The sequence below is a fragment of the Arthrobacter sp. zg-Y919 genome (genome assembly GCF_030142045.1).
Taxonomy (GTDB): Bacteria; Actinomycetota; Actinomycetes; order Actinomycetales; family Micrococcaceae; genus Arthrobacter_B.
In genome coordinates, this window is record NZ_CP126242.1 from 2,051,895 (window position 1) to 2,068,245 (window position 16,351).

The window sequence follows — 16,351 nt, forward strand, 5'->3', positions numbered from 1 at the left end:
GCGGTATCCAGGTACGTCGAACCGCACACCGTCCCCCCTCCCGGTGTGCCCGACCCTAGTACCCGTCGATTTTACCCACGCCCCGCCGCTCGACCTAACCCGGGTTTCACCCGACCAGCACGTCCCCGGCGCTGTAGCGGACCGTGGACCCGCTTCGGCCCTTCAGGATCTGGAGCTGCGCCGGGATCCGCTGTTTCATTTCGGCCACATGGCTGACCAAACCGACGACGCGGCCGCCGTCGCGCAGTCCCTCAAGCGCGTCCATGACCTGTTCCAGGGACTGCTCGTCGAGGCTGCCGAAACCTTCGTCCACAAACAGGGTCTCGATATTCACGCCCCCGGCTTCCTGCTGGACCACGTCGGCCAGGCCCAGGGCAAGGGCCAGCGAGGCCATGAAGCTTTCGCCGCCGGACAGGGTGGAGGTGTCCCGCCGCTGGCCGGTCCATTCGTCCGTGACATGCAGGCCCAGGCCTGCCTTGCGGTTTCCGGACTTGGAATCGCTGTGCACCAGCGCGTACCTGCCGCCCGTCATTGCGGCGAGCCGTTCCGTGGCCGCGGCCGCCACCTGCTCCAGCCGGGCGGCGAGGACGTAGGTGCTCAGCGTCATCTTGTATTCGTTCTCTCCCCCGCCCCGGGCAGTGTCCGTGACTGATTGCAGCAGGTCCCGGCGGGCTCGCAGGGGCGCTGTGCGTTCAAGCGCCTCCACCAGTTCCGCCGAATACTCCGCGAGCCGGATGGCCGAGCCTTCCAGCAGCCGGACGAGCAGGGCCGCTTCTTCCTGTGCCTTCCGTGCCGCCGCGGCCTGTTCCGCTGCTTCGGCCACGTCTTCCTCATCCGGCACGGCCAGCGGCTCCCCCGCTGCGTCCTCGGGTCCGGCGGCAGCCTGGGCTTCCCTCCGCAGCTGCAGCCTCCTGCCCTGCTCTTCCCACTCCGCGACCGCCGAGGCGTAGGCGTCGGCGGTTCCGGGATCCAGCAAGGCGGCAGAAACCTCTGCCGCGGATCCGAACGCGGTGCCGGTCAGTTCAGTCTCCAGTTCAGCGGTTGCCCGGGCAGCTTCCTCGTCAGCGGTGTCCGCCGCCCCGGCTGCTTCCCGGGCTGCTGCGGCCAGCTGCGCAAACGCTGTCAGGGCCTGGACCCGTTCACTGATGCTGCCGAAACCGCTCAGTGCCGCCGCCGTGCGGTCCGCCAGGTCTGCGGCCTGCTCCCGGGCTGCCCCGGCACGGGAATCGGCTTGGGCGGCGGCGATAAGTGCCTCGGAACGGGCTGTTTCAGCAGCCGCAAGTTCCGTCGCAATTGCCGCCAGGCGCCGGCTGGCCTGCGCCAGTGACCGGACTGCGGCGCGGGCGCTTTCCACGTCAGCCCGGGCAGCATCGAGCTGTTCCTGGGCCTGGCCCATGTCTCCCTCGCCGCCGCGGGCCCGCAGCGCCGCTGCTTCCTCGGCCGCCGTCCCGGCCAGGCGCCGTGCGTCGTCGTAGGCAGCCTCTGCCTTGCCGGCACGTTCCTTGGCTTCCTGCTCGGCTTCCCGCGTCACCGGCGCTTCGCCGTCGGGAAGGGCTGCCGGGCGGGGATGCTCCGCGGCGCCGCAGACCGGGCAGGGCTCCCCGTCGGCCAGCTGCTGCGCCAGTTCGGCCGCGGCCTGGTCCAGTCTGGCCTGCAGCAGGTCCTGCCACGCCTGACGGCGGTCCTGGTATTCCTGGCGGGCGTCGGCGGCTGTCTTTTCGGCTGCCTCCGCCCGCTCGTTGGCCAAGGCGTAACCGCTGATGGTTGCCACCAGTTCTTCCGCAGCGGCCAGGGCGGTCTCGGCCCGCGATTCACCTTCCGCGAGCCGTTCCAGTGCGGCTGCTTCGCCTGCCAGTGTGGATTCTTCCGCCCGCAGGGAATCCAGTTTTCCGGCGGTGTCGGCCGCCTGCACCCGGAAAGCCTCCGCGGCATCCGTCTCCGCCGCGGCGCGGGCGAGCAGGGCCGAGGTCCGTTCCTCATCCTCCAATGCGGCGCGGGCGGCTGCCAGGTCCGCGCCGATCAGTGCCTCCAGCCCCTCCGGCAGACCGGTTCCGCCCTCCGGGAGCGCACTGTAGGCAGCAGCCATCCGGTGACCGGCCAGGTCCTTCAGCGTTGCCGAAGCCGCGGCACGCCGGTTTTCCGCCCGCCGGGTGGCTGCGTCGGCTGCCCGTACGGATCCTGCCAGCAGGGACGCGGCTGTGTGGGTTGCCAGTGCTGCCCGCTGCGGGTCAATGTCCGCTTCCAGGGCGGCGTGCTGGGCTTCCTCCCGGACCAGCTGCTGGAGGGCAAGGCCGCGGGCCCTCAGATGCTCCAATTCCTGCAGGTGCTTCTCCGCACGTTCCCGCGCCGTCCGCAGCTCGGCGAGCTCCTTGCGGGCAGCTGCGCTCCGGGAGTCCAGTTCGGCCCGGAACTGCGCTATCTCCGTTTCGGCCTCATCCGTTCCGGCCGTGTCAGCTGCTTCTACTGTGTCAGCCGTGTCGGCGGGGTCGGCCTGCTGCGATCCGGCCGTCAGCTCATCGCGGTAGCGGCGGATTTCGTCGCGGGCACGGCGCAGCACATGCTCGGACTCCTCCTGCGCGGCGTCGAAACGCTCGGTGGCTTCGATCAGCTCCACCTTGAGACGGCGTTCAATGTCTTCGAACCTGGAGGTTCCGAACAGCTGCTGCAGAAGCTGCTCGCGGGAGGCTGCGTCAGCGCGGAGGAAGGCGGCGAAATCCCCCTGCGGCAGCATGACGACCCGGGTGAACTGCTCCCGGTTCATTCCGAGCAGTTCGGTGATTTCCGCCGCCGCTTCGTCATTGCGGGAGGACTTCTGAACCCAGGCGCCGTCGACAAATTCGCGCAGCAGGGTCTTGGCCTGCTCGGTCACAGTGCTTTTCCCGCCGGACCGCTTGGCCGGACGCTCCCACTGGGGGCTGCGGACAACTTCGAAACGCCGCACACCGGAACTGAACTCGCAGACGACCTCCGGTGCGGTGTCCGGTCCGGCGTGGTCGCTGCGCAGCCGGCGCCCCTGCTGGCGGGCGCCCGGAACAGTCCCGTAGAGGGCGAAGCAGATGGCATCGAGCACGCTGGTCTTGCCGGCACCCGTGGGCCCGTTCAGCAGGAAGAGACCGTGGGCGCCGAGTTCATCAAAGTCGATGGTCTGCCGGTCCGCGAAGGGGCCGAAGGCCTGCATTTCCAACCGGTGGATTCTCACTGTGCAGCCTCGCGGACCTTGTCCAGGATTTCAATGAAGAGGTCTTTTTCCGCATCCGCCGCACTGCGCGAGCGGACATGTTCAAGGAAGCCGCAGCAGACATCCAGATCGTCGGTGGCCTTGGCCAGCCGTTGGCTGTAGGTCTGCGCCGGTCCGCGGGTGCCGCCCTCCGGGTCAAAGGCCAGCACCAGGGTGTCGGGGAACCTGCGGCGCAGCAGTTCCATGGCCTTCGCCGGACGCTGGGCGTCCGTCAGGGTCACCTGGCAGTACGCGTCCTCCGCGTCTGCCAGGCCCGGGTCAGCGAGCAGCTCCTCCAGTTTTCCGCGCAGCACGGCCAGCCTGCGCTGCACCGGCCAGGTGACCGGTTCCACGGAGACGAGGCCGCCGCCGTCGAACTCCAGGAGCCAGCCGCCCTTGGCCTGGCGCGCCTCCGAGAAGGAATAGGGCAGCGGAGAGCCGCTGTAGCGCACTGTGGGGCTGAGTTGCTGGCGGCCGTGGAGATGGCCCAGGGCGGTGTAGGAGAACTCCTCGAAGAGATCCAGCGGCACGGCGCCCAGGCCGCCCACGGCAAGGTCGCGTTCGCTGTCGCTGCTGATGCCGCCGCTGGCGAAGGTGTGGGCCAGCACCACCGAGGAAACGGGTGCGCCGGCCTGCTCCCGGGCCAGGATGTCTTTGCGGATCCGCTGCACGGCGGCTTCGGTGACGGAGAAATGGTTGGGGAGTTCGACGCCGAGCTCCCCGGCGGCGAGCCGCGGTTCCAGGAACGGGATGCCGTAGACGGCCACGGGCCTGCCTTCCAGGGGCAGGATCACCGGCCGGGCAATGTCCTCATACCGGGTCCTCAGGTGGACGCCGGCACGTTCAAACAGCGCACTGCCGAAACCGAGCCGGGCCGCGGAATCATGGTTGCCGCTGGACAGCACGACTGCTGCGCCCGCGCCGGTGATGCGTGCCAGGGCGGAATCCAGCAGGCGTACGGTGTCCACCGCTGGAAGCGCCCGGTCATACACGTCACCGGCAATCAGGACGGCATCTATCCGCTGTTCCCGGACAGTGTCCACGAGCCGGTCGATGAAATCAGCCTGGGCATCGAGCATTCCGACGCCGTGGAAGGACCTGCCCAGGTGCCAGTCTGAAGTGTGCAGTAAACGCATGTTTCAAAACTACAGCCCGGCTCCGACAGTTAACGGATCGGGGGCAGCGGCGTGTGCCACTGCCCCCGGGTGTCCTGCTAGCTAAAGCCGGACCAGGATCGTTCTAGGCGCGGTTGCCCGGCGTGCCGTCCTCGGGACGGGCAGTGCCGGTACCGGTGCCGGGCTTGTCGAAGAAGCCGCGGGCTTCCTCGTCCACGACGGGCTCCGGCTTGCTGGAGTCAGCGACGGCGGACTTGGCCGGCTTGGCTGCCGGCTTGGCGGCGGCGTCGTTCTCAACGGCCGGCGTGGTGTCCGCGGCAGCGGCGGCGTCATCGGTAACGACGGCGTCGCTGCGGTGGGCGTCGACGGTCATGTCGACGCTGCGGAAGATCAGGCCGGCGATGACGGCGCCCAGCAGCGGTGCCACCCAGAACAGCCAAAGCTGCTCCAGGGCCCATCCTTCAGCGAAGAATGCGACGGCGGTGGAACGGGCGGGGTTGATGCCGCCGTTGGTGACGGGAGCAAGCACAGTCAGCAGGACCGCATAGGTCACGCCGACGGCGAAAGCGCCCTTGACGGCGAGGGACCGGCGGGCGTCCGTACCCGGGCGGCGGGATGCTGCGCCGAGGAAGACAGCTGCCAGCAGTGCACCGGCGATGACCTCCATCAGCAGCGCGCTGGCCAGCGGGAAGAGGTTCACGGAGTGCTCACCGTAGCCGTTGGCCGTACCGCTCATGAACTGCCGTGCCTGCTCACCGATCTGCTCGTGGCCGGTGATGACGACCCACAGGATCGCGACGCCGAGTCCGGCACCGACCAGCTGGGCGACGATGTACGGCAGGACGAACTTCCAGGGCGTACGTCCGGCGACGGCGCTGCCGAGGGTGATCGCGGGGTTGAAGTGGCCGCCCGAAACGTAACCGAACGCGACCATTGCGGCCGCAAGGGCCAGGCCGAACGCCAGCGGCGACGTAATACCGCCGCCGGTGCTGCTGCCGAAGATGGCAATCCCGATGCCGACGAAGAGAAGCAGGAACGAACCGATCGCCTCAGCTACCGACCGACCGACCAGCCCGTAAGTGTGGCCACCGTTCGCAGGTGCTGCGCCGCGGGCGGGGGCAACAGCCCGGGCACCGCTGAGTGGTAAGGACTCAGATGACATGAAAGAGGAATTCCTAACGTGTGGATGGTGGCAACGGATACTCGGTCGCCGATAGGGACATGGCCGGTACTGCGATATGGGCGGTAGCGACCATGCCGGACTCACAACAAACTACCCCACCGTGTCAGCGCAGCCTGTGAACTCCCTGAGTTTGATCTGTGCGCAGCGTGAATTGCACGGCCTGAGTCCTCAGCCGGGGTATGCCCTGGACACCTTTTCGACACAGCATGTGGGACCACAGGAGGGCACTCCCGTCCCACCCCATGGGACGCCGTGCTGCCGCGGATCATTGCCGGACACAGCATCCCACCGGGTGGTGCTGCTGATGCCCGTGGGACCACGGGAGGGCACTCCCTTCCCACCCCGTGGGACTCCGTGCTGCCGCGGATCATTGCCGGACACAGCATCCCACCCGGTGGTGCTGCTGATGCCCGCGGGACCACAGGAGGGCACTCCCGTCCCGCCGGGTGGGACACCGTGCTGCTGCCGCACGGCAACCCTGCTCCTCCGGCCTGCATCCGCCCGGCACCTATGCTGGAAGAGTGAGCAACGATCCCCGCCCCGCCCCTGTTTCCCCGTCCGCCGCCGATTTGGCCGCAAAGATCCGCGGCTGCCTCCTCGGGGGCGCGTTGGGTGATGCTGCGGCAACGGCCGCCGGGAGCCCGACTGGAGCCGGCACCTCCATCTCCGCCAACACGCAGCTTGCGCTCTACTCCCTCGACGGACTGCTCGAGGCCATTGAATGGGCGAACGAGGGAGTCGGCGCCGACGAGACGGCGTGCCTTTGGCTGGCCTATCTGCGTTGGATGCGCGGCCAGGGGCTGCCCCTTCCCGAGTCCGGCCCGTCCCCGCTGCCCCGGCCGATTGATTCCGAACCGCTTCTGCAGGCAGCTGCAGACGGCAGCCAGTCCGGCCTGGACGCCGATGTCCTTGCCGCACTGTCCACAGGGGAAATGGGCACCCGGCAGCGTCCGGTCAATACCGGTGTCAATACTCCGGCTGCGTTGGTTCGTTCGGCCCCGTTTGGGCTGCTGCCCTACGTTGAGACCGAGACCGTCTACAAACTCGCCCTGGACGCCGCATCGCTGACGCACGGTCACTCCTCTGCCCGGCACAGCGCCGCTGTCTTCGCCTCCATGATCCACGGCCTGCTGGCTTCAGGGGCAACGCTCCGCAGCACCACAGAAGCAGCCCTGAAACACGCCAACGCAAACGGAGCTGTCGAACTCGCCGGACAGGTGCAGGCGGTACTGAACTCCCCCGCAGGACCCACGGGTACGGACGGAGCGGGACACACGGCGGAGGATGCCCTGCTGACCGGGCTCCGTGCAGCCCTCGCGGCTGAAAAGGACGCGCAGGGACCGTCAGAGGACCGGGCCGCCGCAACAACCGCAGCCGTCCAACAAGCTGCCGCCGCCGGAGGAGCACCTGCCGCCATCGTGTCGGGAAGCCTGTTGGGCACCAGGTTCGGTTCGCTGCCCGAGGCCGGCCTGGATGCCCTGCGCGAACGCAGCGTCATCGAGAAACTCGCTTCGGGGTTCATCGCCGCCACGATCGCACCCTAGCCGGGGGGCCAGCTGCCTACGTCCAGGTCGGCCGCAGACCCTCGGGGTAGCGGGAGCCGAACCCTCCCTCCGGAAGGATCTCTTTGATCCGGGCGAGATCGGTTTCGGTGAGCGCGAGGTTGGCGGCACCGACGTTTTCCTCGACGCGCTTGGCGCTGCGCGTGCCGGGGATCGGGACGATGTGTTCCCCCTGCGCGAGCAGCCAGGCGAGGGCCAGCTGAGCGACCGTGGCGTCCTTGGAAGCGGCAAGTTCAGTCAGCTGGCGTGTGGCGTCGACGTTCTTCTCGAAGTTGCCGGGCTGCCAGCGGGGGTCGGCGCGGCGCATGTCGGTCTCGTCGTACTCGGAGGCCGGTTTGGCGCTGCCGGTGAGGAACCCGCGCCCGAGCGGCGAGTACGGAACGAAGCCGATGCCCAGCTCGTTCAGGACCGGGAACAGCACCTCCACTTCACGTTCGAAGAGGGAGTACTCGGTCTGAAGGACCGAGACGGGCTGGACGGCATGGGCGCGGCGGATGGTCTCCGGGCCGGCTTCACTGAGACCGAAGTACTTCACTTTGCCGGCATCGATAAACTCCTTCACGGTGCCGGCGACGTCCTCGATGGGGACGTTGGGGTCCACCCTGTGCTGGTAAAGCACATCAATGTGGTCCACCCCGAGACGCTGCAGGCTGTTTTCGACGACCTCGCGGATGTGTTCCGGGCTGCTGTCGAGGCTGAAATCGGGTGCCCTGAATCCAAACTTCGTGGCGATGACGACGTCGTCACGGAAGGACCTGACGGCCCGGCCGACGATTTCCTCGTTCGCACCCCAGCCATACATTTCAGCTGTGTCAAAGAGCGTCACACCCAGCTCATGCGCTTTCCGGATGGCGGCAATACCCTCCTGCTCGTCGCCGGGACCGTAAAAATCCGAGATTCCCATCGAGCCGTAGCCGATCGCGGACGTGGCCAGGCCTTGTGTGCCCATTGTGCGTGTCTGCATCATGTCTCCTCAGGTGTGGACCGGGCGGCGCCCAGGACGCCCCCAAACGTGCGTGCAGTCTATGCCCTTTGTGTCAGTCACTGTCAATAAGGGCGGCGGATGCATTTCGCCTTGTATCCTCGACCTATGAGTGCAGGTACTGATGGCATGGGGTTGAGGCAGCGCACACGCGATACCGTGCGTCAGCAGATCGCTGAGGTTGCCCTGGTGATGTTCGACGAACAGGGTTTCGACGAGACCACCGTCGATCAGATCGCGGCAGCGGCCTGCATGTCACCCCGGAGCTTCTTCCGCTACTTCGCCTCCAAAGAGGACGTGGTTCTCGGCGACCCCATGCTCTACGGCGAGCCCGTTCGAGAGCGCCTTGCCGAAAGCCTGGAAACGATGCCGGTATGGCAGGCCCTGCGGGCGGGGTTTGAGCCGGTCGTCGAGACAGTGGAAGCGGACCCTGAACGGACCCTGCGTGCAACGAGGGTAATGATCAACACGCCTTGTCTGCGCGCGCGGAACACGGAGAAGCACCTGGCCTGGATGACGGTTCTTGTGCCGCTGGTCGCCACCGCCCTGGCCGGCCCCGAAGCGGAACGGCAGTATCGTGCACGGGCAATCACCCTGTGTGCGCTGACCTGCCTCGACGTCTCCTCAGCCGAACTGGTGCACCGCAACGGTGCTGCGACCCACCGGGTTTTGCTCGATGAAGCCTTCAGGCTCCTGAAACCCACAACACTGGTCGACTAGCTGTACGGACAGCCCGGGCGTGCCGCTACTGCGAGGCCCGGGGCCAGATTCCACCGAGGGTCTGCAGGAATTCCGCCTCCGAGAGCACTTCGATGCGCTGGCCGCGTTCGTGCAGGTCCAGGACGCGCCGGGCCTTGCCGGTCAACCGCCCGCTGCGCAGGTCTCCGGGCTCAAAGCCGTCCCCCACCACCAGGACGCTGGTGGCACGCGTGACGTTGCTGGCCGTGCGGGCACCGACCTCGGCGGCCCGGTCCTTGGCGGTCTGCCGGGCCATACCCAGGTTTCCAGTGAAGACAACCGTTTGTCCGAACAGCGGATGGGCAGGATCCGCCAGCGGATTCGGCGGCGGGTTCTCCCCCTCGGACGGCCAGCCCTCCCACGCGCCGGCTGCCGCAGCGGGGGTCCCGGTGCCCCGGGCCAGGGCGTCCCGGGTCGCTTTGGAAAGCGGGTGCTGCCCCGGCACATAGGCGGGCAGGTGGGATGCAGGCCGGCCGTCGCGCAGGAAGAACTCCGGCATGGACTGTGCACCGCTGCGGCGGGCAATATCGATCATGATCCCGGCACAGGCACGCGCGTCCTCGGTGGCGTCGTGGTGGTTCAGCAGGGGCACCCCGGCGGCTTCCGCCGCGAACGGCAGCGAATGTGAGGGCAGCTGGTACGTGCGCCGTGAGTGGACCACCGTGCAGGTGTAGTCGTAGGCCGGTCCTGCCAGCTCTGAGACTTCCAAGGCGGAGCGGATGACGCCCAGGTCAAAGGCTGCATTGTGCGCCACCAGCAGGTCGTCGCCGATAAAGGCGCCGATCTCCGGAAAGAGCTCACCGAACCGCGGAGCTCCCGCCACCATTCCGGGTTCGATCCCGTGGATCCGGACATTGCGCGGGTCGAAATAGTCATGGCCCTCCGGGGGCCGCATCAGCCAGGATGCTTCCTCGACGACCTGGCCGCCGCGGACCCGGACGAGTCCCACGGAGCAGGGCGAACCGCGGAAACCGTTGGCTGTTTCGAAATCTATTGCGGTAAAGCTAAGTCCCGTGTCAGGCATTTTGGCGGGCTGCACGCTTCTGCCGCGAACTCCGGATCTTGGCGGCCACAAACCATACGGCTGCAACGAGCACTGCAACGATGACTATTTTCTGGAAGATCCCGGCGTACTGTTCGACGATGTGCCAGCTTTCGCCCAGGTAGTAGCCGGCCGCGATGAAGATCGCGTTCCAAATCAGGCTTCCGGCCGTGGTCAGGGCCGTGAAGGTCAGCACCGGCATCCGCTCGATCCCCGCAGGAATGGAAATGAGGCTGCGGAACAACGGAATCATCCGGCCGAAGAACACTGCCTTGTTGCCGTGCCGCCCGAACCAGGCTTCAACCTTGTCCACGTCTTCCAGGTCCACCAGCGGAACCTTCGCGACCAGCCGGCGCATCCGGTTGCGGCCCAGCAAGGCGCCCAGTGCGTAGAGCGCCAAGGCACCGACGACGGACCCCAGCGTCGTCCAGAACAGTGCGGCGATGATCGAGAAGTTGCCCTGGCTGGCGGTGAATCCGGCCAGCGGGAGAATGATTTCGCTCGGCAGCGGGGGAAAAAGGTTTTCGAGGGCGATGGCCAGCCCTGCGCCGGGAGCACCGATGGTTTCCATCATGCCGACCGCCCAGTCCGCCACACCCCCGAGGGCTGAGGGATCGCCGGAGCTTTGCGCTGCGGCTACGGAGGTGGCTGGGGTAACGGCTTGTGTAATAGTCATCTCGCGCTCAATTCTGCCCTAGGCCCCCCGGCGCGGAAGAATCGGAGCCGCGTTGCCCGGCGTGTTTGGGACACATCACACAACCGGGCCGCGGTCAGGAAACGCGCGGAGTCCCATCCGCCAGCGCGAGGACAATGGCCGGCAGCAGGGCGCGGAACGCCTGGCCGCGGTGGCTGATGGCGTTCTTTTCCGCACCGGTCAGTTCCGCGCAGCTGCGGTCCAGCCCGGCCGGCTGCAGGATCGGATCGTAGCCGAAGCCACCCGCGCCCCTCGGCGATTCCAGCAGGGTTCCGCGCAGTTCACCGCGCTCCACGGTCTCGCAGCCGCCGGGCAGCGCCAGGGCAGCGGCGCAGACAAAAGCGGCTCCCCGGTGCTCGGCGGAAATGTCCGCCAGCTGGGCCAGGAGCAGCTCAAGGTTCGCGGCGTCGTCGCCGTGCCGGCCGGACCAGCGCGCGGAGAAAATACCCGGCGCTCCCCCAAGGACGTCCACGGCCAGCCCCGAATCGTCCGCCACCGCAGGCAGTCCGGTGGCAGCAGCCACCGCATGGGCCTTCAGCAGCGCATTCGCTTCAAAGGTCACGCCGGTTTCGGCGACGTCGGGAACCCCTGCGGCCGCAGCATCGATCACCTGTGTGTCGACGTCGAGCCCGGGGACCTGGCCGCGCAGCAGTTCCCGCAGTTCGCGCAGCTTCCCCGGGTTGCGGGTGGCCAGGACCAGGCGGGCGGAAGGCTGAGTCATCTACGCCGCGCCCAGGGTCTGCCGCTGGATCGCGGCCAGCTCGGCGGTTCCCTGCAGGGCGAGGTCAAGCAGGGCATCGAGTTCCGCCCGGTCGAACGGAGCGCCCTCGGCGGTGCCCTGGACCTCAACGAACTTGCCGGATCCGGTGACTACTACGTTCATGTCGGTTTCCGCCCGGACGTCCTCGACATACGGCAGGTCCAGCATCGGAACTCCGTCGATGATCCCCACGCTGATGGCAGCCACGGTGTCCAGCAGCGGAGAGGCGTTGCGGGCAATGAGCTTGTTTTCCTTGGCCCAGGCCACGGCGTCGGCGAGGGCGACGTAGGCACCCGTGATCGCGGCGGTCCGGGTTCCGCCGTCGGCCTGCAGCACGTCGCAGTCCAGGACAATGGTGTTCTCGCCCAGGGCCTTGGTATCGATGATCGAACGCAGCGAGCGTCCGATCAGCCGGGAGATTTCGTGGGTACGTCCGCCAAGCTTGCCCTTGACCGACTCGCGGTCGTTACGGGTGTTGGTGGCCCTCGGAAGCATCGCGTATTCGGCGGTGACCCAGCCCTTGCCCTCGCCCTTGAGCCAGCGCGGCACGCCGGGAGTCAACGAGGCGGTGCACAGCACGCGGGTATTGCCGAACTCGATCAGGGCCGAACCTTCGGCCTGCTTCGACCAGCCGCGGGTGATCGTGATGCTGCGCAGCTGGTCCGGGGTACGCCCGTCGGCACGCAGGATGTCGGCGGACGGGGCAGGGGTGGGGACTGTAGTCATGGGTTCAGTCTATCGCCGGGTCCGGCGGGAGCCCGTTCCGCCGTGGACGTGCCGGAGCGGCTAGAGGCTGCGTGCCCTCTGCACCGCGAGCGGCTCGGCGAAGGGGGTGCCGACGTCGTAGGAGACTCCCGCGACGGCCACCGCCAGGTCTCCGCTGTAGGTTTCGCGTGCTTCCGAAACACTGATGCTCGCATCGTTCCAGACGGGCAGATGCGTGAGGAGCAGCCGCCGGGCATCCGCCGCGGTGGCCGCTTCGCCGGCCCGCCGTCCGGTGAGGTGCACCCCTTCAATCGCGTCATCGCGGCCCTCGTGGAAGGCGGCTTCGCATAAGAAGACGTCGGTATTCCGGGCCGCTTCCTCCAGCCCGGGGCAGGAGTCGGTGTCCCCGGAATAAGCCAGCGTCCGGAGCACCGGTTCGCCCGCCGCGTCCAGGGTGCGGGCCTCCACCCGCAGGGCGTAGGCCTCCTCGGCTGGATGCCGCACCGGGTAGGGGGTGACGGTGAACGGTCCGATCTGCACCGGGCTGCCCGCGGTCCAGTTGGCAAACTCGAAGTCATCATGCATTCCCGGATCCAGCTCCAGGCCGTAGGCCGTGGCCATCCGGTCCGCGGTGGCGGCCGGACCCCAGACCTTGATCCGGTCGCGGTTCCAGCCGGACGGGTCCCAGTGCACGGCCACGTGCAGGCCGCACAGGTCCATGCAGTGGTCCGGGTGCAGGTGGGTCAGCAGGACAGCGTCAATGTCCCGCAGGTCCATGTAGCGCTGCAGGGATCCCAGCGACCCGTTGCCCAGGTCCAGCAGGATCCGCCAGTCACGGACGCCGTCGTTGGCGGTCACGAGATAGCACGACGCCGGCGAGGCCGGGCCGGGGAAGGAGCCGCTGCAGCCCACAATGGTCAGTTTCATGAGGTGCCGTTCCAGGCGGCACTGGTGGGCGCCTCCATGCGTTCGGGGGCGTCTGCCCTGGCGGAGGCAATCATTTCTGGGGTCACCCTCGCCATGCTGCCCGTCGGGTAATGCGCTGCCACGTGTTCAACCTGCTGCACGCTGAGGACTTCCGGCCCCAGGAAACGGCGGGCCAGCAGTTCGAAGGAGGCCGAGTCGCCGGTGGCCACAAACGTGTGCCGGGGGGCCGCCTGGGAGCGCCGTTCAATCCCGTGGGAGATCAGCGCGCGGTATACGTCCTTGGCGGTCTCCTCGGCACTGGAGACCAGCGTGACGCCGTCGCCCATCACATAGGAGATCACGCCGGTAAGCAGCGGGTAGTGGGTGCAGCCGAGGACGAGGGTGTCTACGTCGCGGGCCTTCAGCGGAGCGAGGTATTCCTCCGCTGTGGCCAGCACGTCCGGCCCGGAGGTGATGCCGGCTTCGACGAACTCCACGAAGGCCGGGCAGGCCACCGAGGACACCTGCAGGTGCGGGGCGGCGGCAAAGGTGTCGTCATAGGCGCGCGAGCCGACCGTGGCGGCAGTGCCGATCACGCCGATCCGCCCGGTGCGGGTGGCGGCCACCGCCCGGCGGACGGCCGGCTGGATGACTTCGATGACCGGAATGCCGTACCGCCGCGTGTAGCGTTCGCGGGCGTCACGCAGCACGGCGGCCGAGGCGGAGTTGCACGCTATAACCAGGAGTTTGACGCCGGAATCCACCAGTTCGTCCATCACGCCGAGCGCCTTGGCCCGGACTTCGGCGATCGGCAGCGGCCCGTAGGGACCGTTGGCGGTGTCACCCACGTACATGATGGCTTCGTGGGGCAATTGGTCCAGGACCGCGCGTGCCACAGTCAGCCCGCCGACGCCGGAGTCAAAGATTCCGATCGGCGCGTCCGGGTCCTTGACCCGCACGGCTTCGTGGAACGCCGGCAGTGGATGTGCGGAGGGGCTGACCGGGTTCGAACTCATAATGTAACGACAATAGTCCTCCCCCACCGGCGGGCACATTCACGGCTCCGTGCCATTGGTCACAGAACTGTCCGGCGGTGCGGGAAGATCCGCGTCAGTTCAGGGAGTCCAGCAGTGCCTGCATCAGGGTTTCCTGCAGCCATGTGACGAAGTTGTACACCAGCGCAAGGTACCCGTCCACGTCCTGCGCCTTCGACGGATCCGTGATGTCATGCAGCCGCTCGGCGGCTTCGTCATCCTCCAGGCCCAGGCGGTCCCCCAGCACCAGCCGGACGTCGTTCAGGGCGCGGGCGAACAGCTGTGCCTGCTCGGTGTCCAGGCGCAGCGGTGTTGCCTCCAGCTGCAGGGCGGCTGCGCGGAGAGCCGCCTGCTTCGATTCCCGCAGCGAGCGCTCGGTGAAACGACGGAACTCCAGGGCGTCGTCGCCGTTCCCCTGGATGCCGTTGGGAAGCAGCCGCAGCAGGGCGGAATCATCGGGAACAACCGCCGACGGGTCGATTCCCACCATGGCCGCCAGCGGATCGGCGTCGGCTGCCGTCTCCGGTTCCAGCAGCTCCTGCACATCGGAGAAGAGCTTGCGCAGCAGGTCCCGCTCCCCCGGTTCCAGGTTGGCGGTAATGCCCTTGCGGGTGAGCTTGAATCCGGTTGCCACGAATATCCGTTTCTGTTCTGCGTGTTTGAGGGGGCCGGGGGAAGGAACCGCTGCGGCGCTACGCCGCGTCCGCCTTCTGGAACGTGGCCCACAGCCCGTAGGTATGCAGGGCGAGGGTGTCGCGTTCCGCGGATTCCCGGGATCCCGTTGCCACCACCGACTTGCCGGCCTGATGGACCTCCAGCATGAGGCGGTGGGCTTTGGATTCGGAGTAGCCGAAATAGCTCTGGAAAACGTAACTGACGTAACTCATCAGGTTGACGGGGTCATTCCAGACAATAACGACCCAGGGGACGTCCGCTGCCGGGAGGGTATCCGTCTCCTCGCGTGTCAGGGTGTCCGTGCCGGTCGCAGTGCTGGTAGCCATGCGTTCAATTGTAGTGAGGAATCCGGTCCGGTCCTCCGCCGGGCCGCCTTCTACTCAAAGGGGATCCGCGGGTTAGAGTTTTGCCTGTGAACAGTCCCGCCGTCCGGCACTCCCCTAATTCAGCCCTCTACACGGACCACTACGAGCTGACCATGCTCCAGGCCGCCCTCCACGCGGGCACCGCGTCCCGCCGGTCCGTGTTCGAAGTCTTTGCCCGGCGCCTTCCCGATGGCCGCCGCTACGGCATCGCCGCCGGAACCGGACGCATCCTGGAAGCCCTGGAAAACTTCCGCTTCGAGCAGCCGCAGCTGGACTTCCTGGCCAGCACCAACGTGGTGGATGAGCGCACACTCGCCTGGCTCGCGGATTTCCGGTTTTCGGGCAACATCTACGGCTATGCCGAGGGCGAGGCCTACTTCCCGCAGTCCCCCCTGTTGATTGTCGAATCCACGTTCGGCGAGGCCTGCATCCTCGAAACCATGATCCTGTCCATGCTCAACCACGACAGTGCCATTGCCTCCGCAGCCTCCCGCATGACTTCCGCCGCCGACGGCCGTCCGTGCATCGAAATGGGCTCCCGCCGCACGCATGAGGAAGCAGCCGTCGCCGCCGCCCGTGCGGCAGTGATCGCCGGATTCAACAGCACCTCCAATCTGGAGGCAGGCCGGCGCTACGGGCTCAAGACCGTCGGCACGGCGGCGCATTCCTTCACCCTGCTGCATGACTCCGAGAAGGAAGCCTTCACGGCCCAGGTGGCGGCCCTCGGGGTGGGGACCTCCCTCCTGGTGGATACGTACGACGTCGAACAGGGCGTCCGCACCGCTGTCGAGGTCGCCGGCCCCGCTCTGGGCGGCGTGCGGCTCGATTCCGGTGACCTCGTCGCGCAGGCCCGCTGGGTCCGCGAACTGCTGGATGAGCTGGGCAACACCAACACGCGCATCATGGTCACCTCCGACCTGGACGAGTTCGCCATCGCGGCGCTGGCCTCGGCCCCCGTGGATGCCTACGGCGTCGGCACCTCCCTGGTCACCGGATCCGGTGCACCCACTGCCGGCATGGTCTACAAGCTGGTCAGCCGCGAGGGAGACGACCACGAGTTCGTGTCCGTAGCCAAGGCCGCAAAAAACAAGGTTTCGCTCGGCGGGCGTAAGTACGCGCTGCGCCGGCTGAACGACGGCGGCACGGCAACCGCGGAGGTTGTGGGCATCGGCCACGCACCGGAGAATGACGGGAATGACCGTACGCTGCTGCACCAGTTCGTCGCCGACGGCGAAGTCCTGCCCGGCTGGACCGGACCCGAAGCGGTGATGCGGGCGGCCCGGCAGCATGCCGCTTCCTTGGCTGAAATGCCTACCTCGGTGAACCGCCTGCAGCGCGGCGAACCGGCAATCCCTACCGAATACGAGGAGTAA

The 16,351-nt window shown here is 67.5% G+C and carries 15 protein-coding genes; 3 read left to right on the plus strand and 12 right to left on the minus strand.

Annotated elements, in window-relative coordinates; genetic code table 11:
- Positions 1 to 106: 106 nt before the first annotated feature.
- The 3 genes from QNO10_RS09650 to QNO10_RS09660 form a co-directional block, all read right to left on the minus strand.
- Positions 107 to 3,199 carry an AAA family ATPase gene (locus tag QNO10_RS09650; RefSeq protein ID WP_283995901.1) on the minus strand — a complete coding sequence of 1,031 codons (3,093 nt, stop codon included), beginning with the start codon at positions 3,197 to 3,199 and terminating at the stop codon, positions 107 to 109.
- A complete protein-coding gene (locus tag QNO10_RS09655; RefSeq protein WP_229950759.1) occupies positions 3,196 to 4,353 on the minus strand; it encodes an exonuclease SbcCD subunit D in 1,158 nt (385 codons plus the stop codon). The genes QNO10_RS09650 and QNO10_RS09655 overlap by 4 nt, the downstream gene beginning before the upstream one ends.
- A gap of 103 nt (positions 4,354 to 4,456) precedes the next feature.
- Entirely contained in the window at positions 4,457 to 5,494 is a 1,038-nt protein-coding gene (locus tag QNO10_RS09660; protein ID WP_229950757.1) for an aquaporin, read from the minus strand.
- A gap of 542 nt (positions 5,495 to 6,036) precedes the next feature.
- Here QNO10_RS09660 and QNO10_RS09665 point away from each other — a divergent pair.
- The gene (locus tag QNO10_RS09665; protein WP_229950755.1) at positions 6,037 to 7,059 is read left to right on the plus strand and encodes an ADP-ribosylglycohydrolase family protein; all 1,023 of its coding nucleotides are present in this window, start codon (positions 6,037 to 6,039) and stop codon (positions 7,057 to 7,059) included.
- 16 nt (positions 7,060 to 7,075) lie between these two features.
- Here QNO10_RS09665 and QNO10_RS09670 read toward each other — a convergent pair whose 3' ends face one another.
- On the minus strand, positions 7,076 to 8,041 hold the full coding sequence (locus tag QNO10_RS09670; RefSeq protein ID WP_229950754.1) for an aldo/keto reductase: 966 nt from the start codon (positions 8,039 to 8,041) through the stop codon (positions 7,076 to 7,078).
- A 126-nt stretch (positions 8,042 to 8,167) separates the two neighbouring features.
- Between QNO10_RS09670 and QNO10_RS09675 the strand changes: the two genes are divergently transcribed.
- Positions 8,168 to 8,779, plus strand: a complete 612-nt coding sequence (locus QNO10_RS09675; protein WP_229950752.1) for a TetR family transcriptional regulator — start codon at positions 8,168 to 8,170, stop codon at positions 8,777 to 8,779.
- Positions 8,780 to 8,804: 25 nt separating this feature from the next.
- Here QNO10_RS09675 and QNO10_RS09680 read toward each other — a convergent pair whose 3' ends face one another.
- The 8 genes from QNO10_RS09680 to clpS form a co-directional block, all read right to left on the minus strand.
- Positions 8,805 to 9,821: a 3'-5' exonuclease gene (locus tag QNO10_RS09680; protein ID WP_229950750.1), complete on the minus strand. Its 1,017-nt coding sequence runs from the start codon at positions 9,819 to 9,821 to the stop codon at positions 8,805 to 8,807.
- Positions 9,814 to 10,515, minus strand: coding sequence for a DedA family protein (locus QNO10_RS09685; protein ID WP_229950748.1), 702 nt, complete (start codon positions 10,513 to 10,515; stop codon positions 9,814 to 9,816). The genes QNO10_RS09680 and QNO10_RS09685 overlap by 8 nt, the downstream gene beginning before the upstream one ends.
- A gap of 94 nt (positions 10,516 to 10,609) precedes the next feature.
- The gene (gene rdgB / locus QNO10_RS09690; protein ID WP_229950745.1) at positions 10,610 to 11,254 is read right to left on the minus strand and encodes an RdgB/HAM1 family non-canonical purine NTP pyrophosphatase; all 645 of its coding nucleotides are present in this window, start codon (positions 11,252 to 11,254) and stop codon (positions 10,610 to 10,612) included.
- Positions 11,255 to 12,019, minus strand: coding sequence for a ribonuclease PH (gene rph / locus QNO10_RS09695; protein ID WP_269437876.1), 765 nt, complete (start codon positions 12,017 to 12,019; stop codon positions 11,255 to 11,257). It lies immediately after the preceding gene.
- 60 nt (positions 12,020 to 12,079) lie between these two features.
- Positions 12,080 to 12,925, minus strand: coding sequence for an MBL fold metallo-hydrolase (locus tag QNO10_RS09700; RefSeq protein ID WP_229950743.1), 846 nt, complete (start codon positions 12,923 to 12,925; stop codon positions 12,080 to 12,082).
- Positions 12,922 to 13,920, minus strand: a complete 999-nt coding sequence (gene murI / locus QNO10_RS09705) for a glutamate racemase (protein ID WP_229950740.1) — start codon at positions 13,918 to 13,920, stop codon at positions 12,922 to 12,924. The genes QNO10_RS09700 and murI overlap by 4 nt, the downstream gene beginning before the upstream one ends.
- Positions 13,921 to 14,014: 94 nt before the next feature.
- On the minus strand, positions 14,015 to 14,572 hold the full coding sequence (locus QNO10_RS09710; protein WP_229950738.1) for a DUF2017 domain-containing protein: 558 nt from the start codon (positions 14,570 to 14,572) through the stop codon (positions 14,015 to 14,017).
- Between the two features lie 58 nt (positions 14,573 to 14,630).
- Positions 14,631 to 14,939, minus strand: coding sequence for an ATP-dependent Clp protease adapter ClpS (gene clpS / locus QNO10_RS09715; protein ID WP_229950737.1), 309 nt, complete (start codon positions 14,937 to 14,939; stop codon positions 14,631 to 14,633).
- Between the two features lie 86 nt (positions 14,940 to 15,025).
- Here clpS and QNO10_RS09720 point away from each other — a divergent pair, with 86 nt between their 5' ends.
- Positions 15,026 to 16,351 carry a nicotinate phosphoribosyltransferase gene (locus QNO10_RS09720; RefSeq protein ID WP_229950734.1) on the plus strand — a complete coding sequence of 442 codons (1,326 nt, stop codon included), beginning with the start codon at positions 15,026 to 15,028 and terminating at the stop codon, positions 16,349 to 16,351.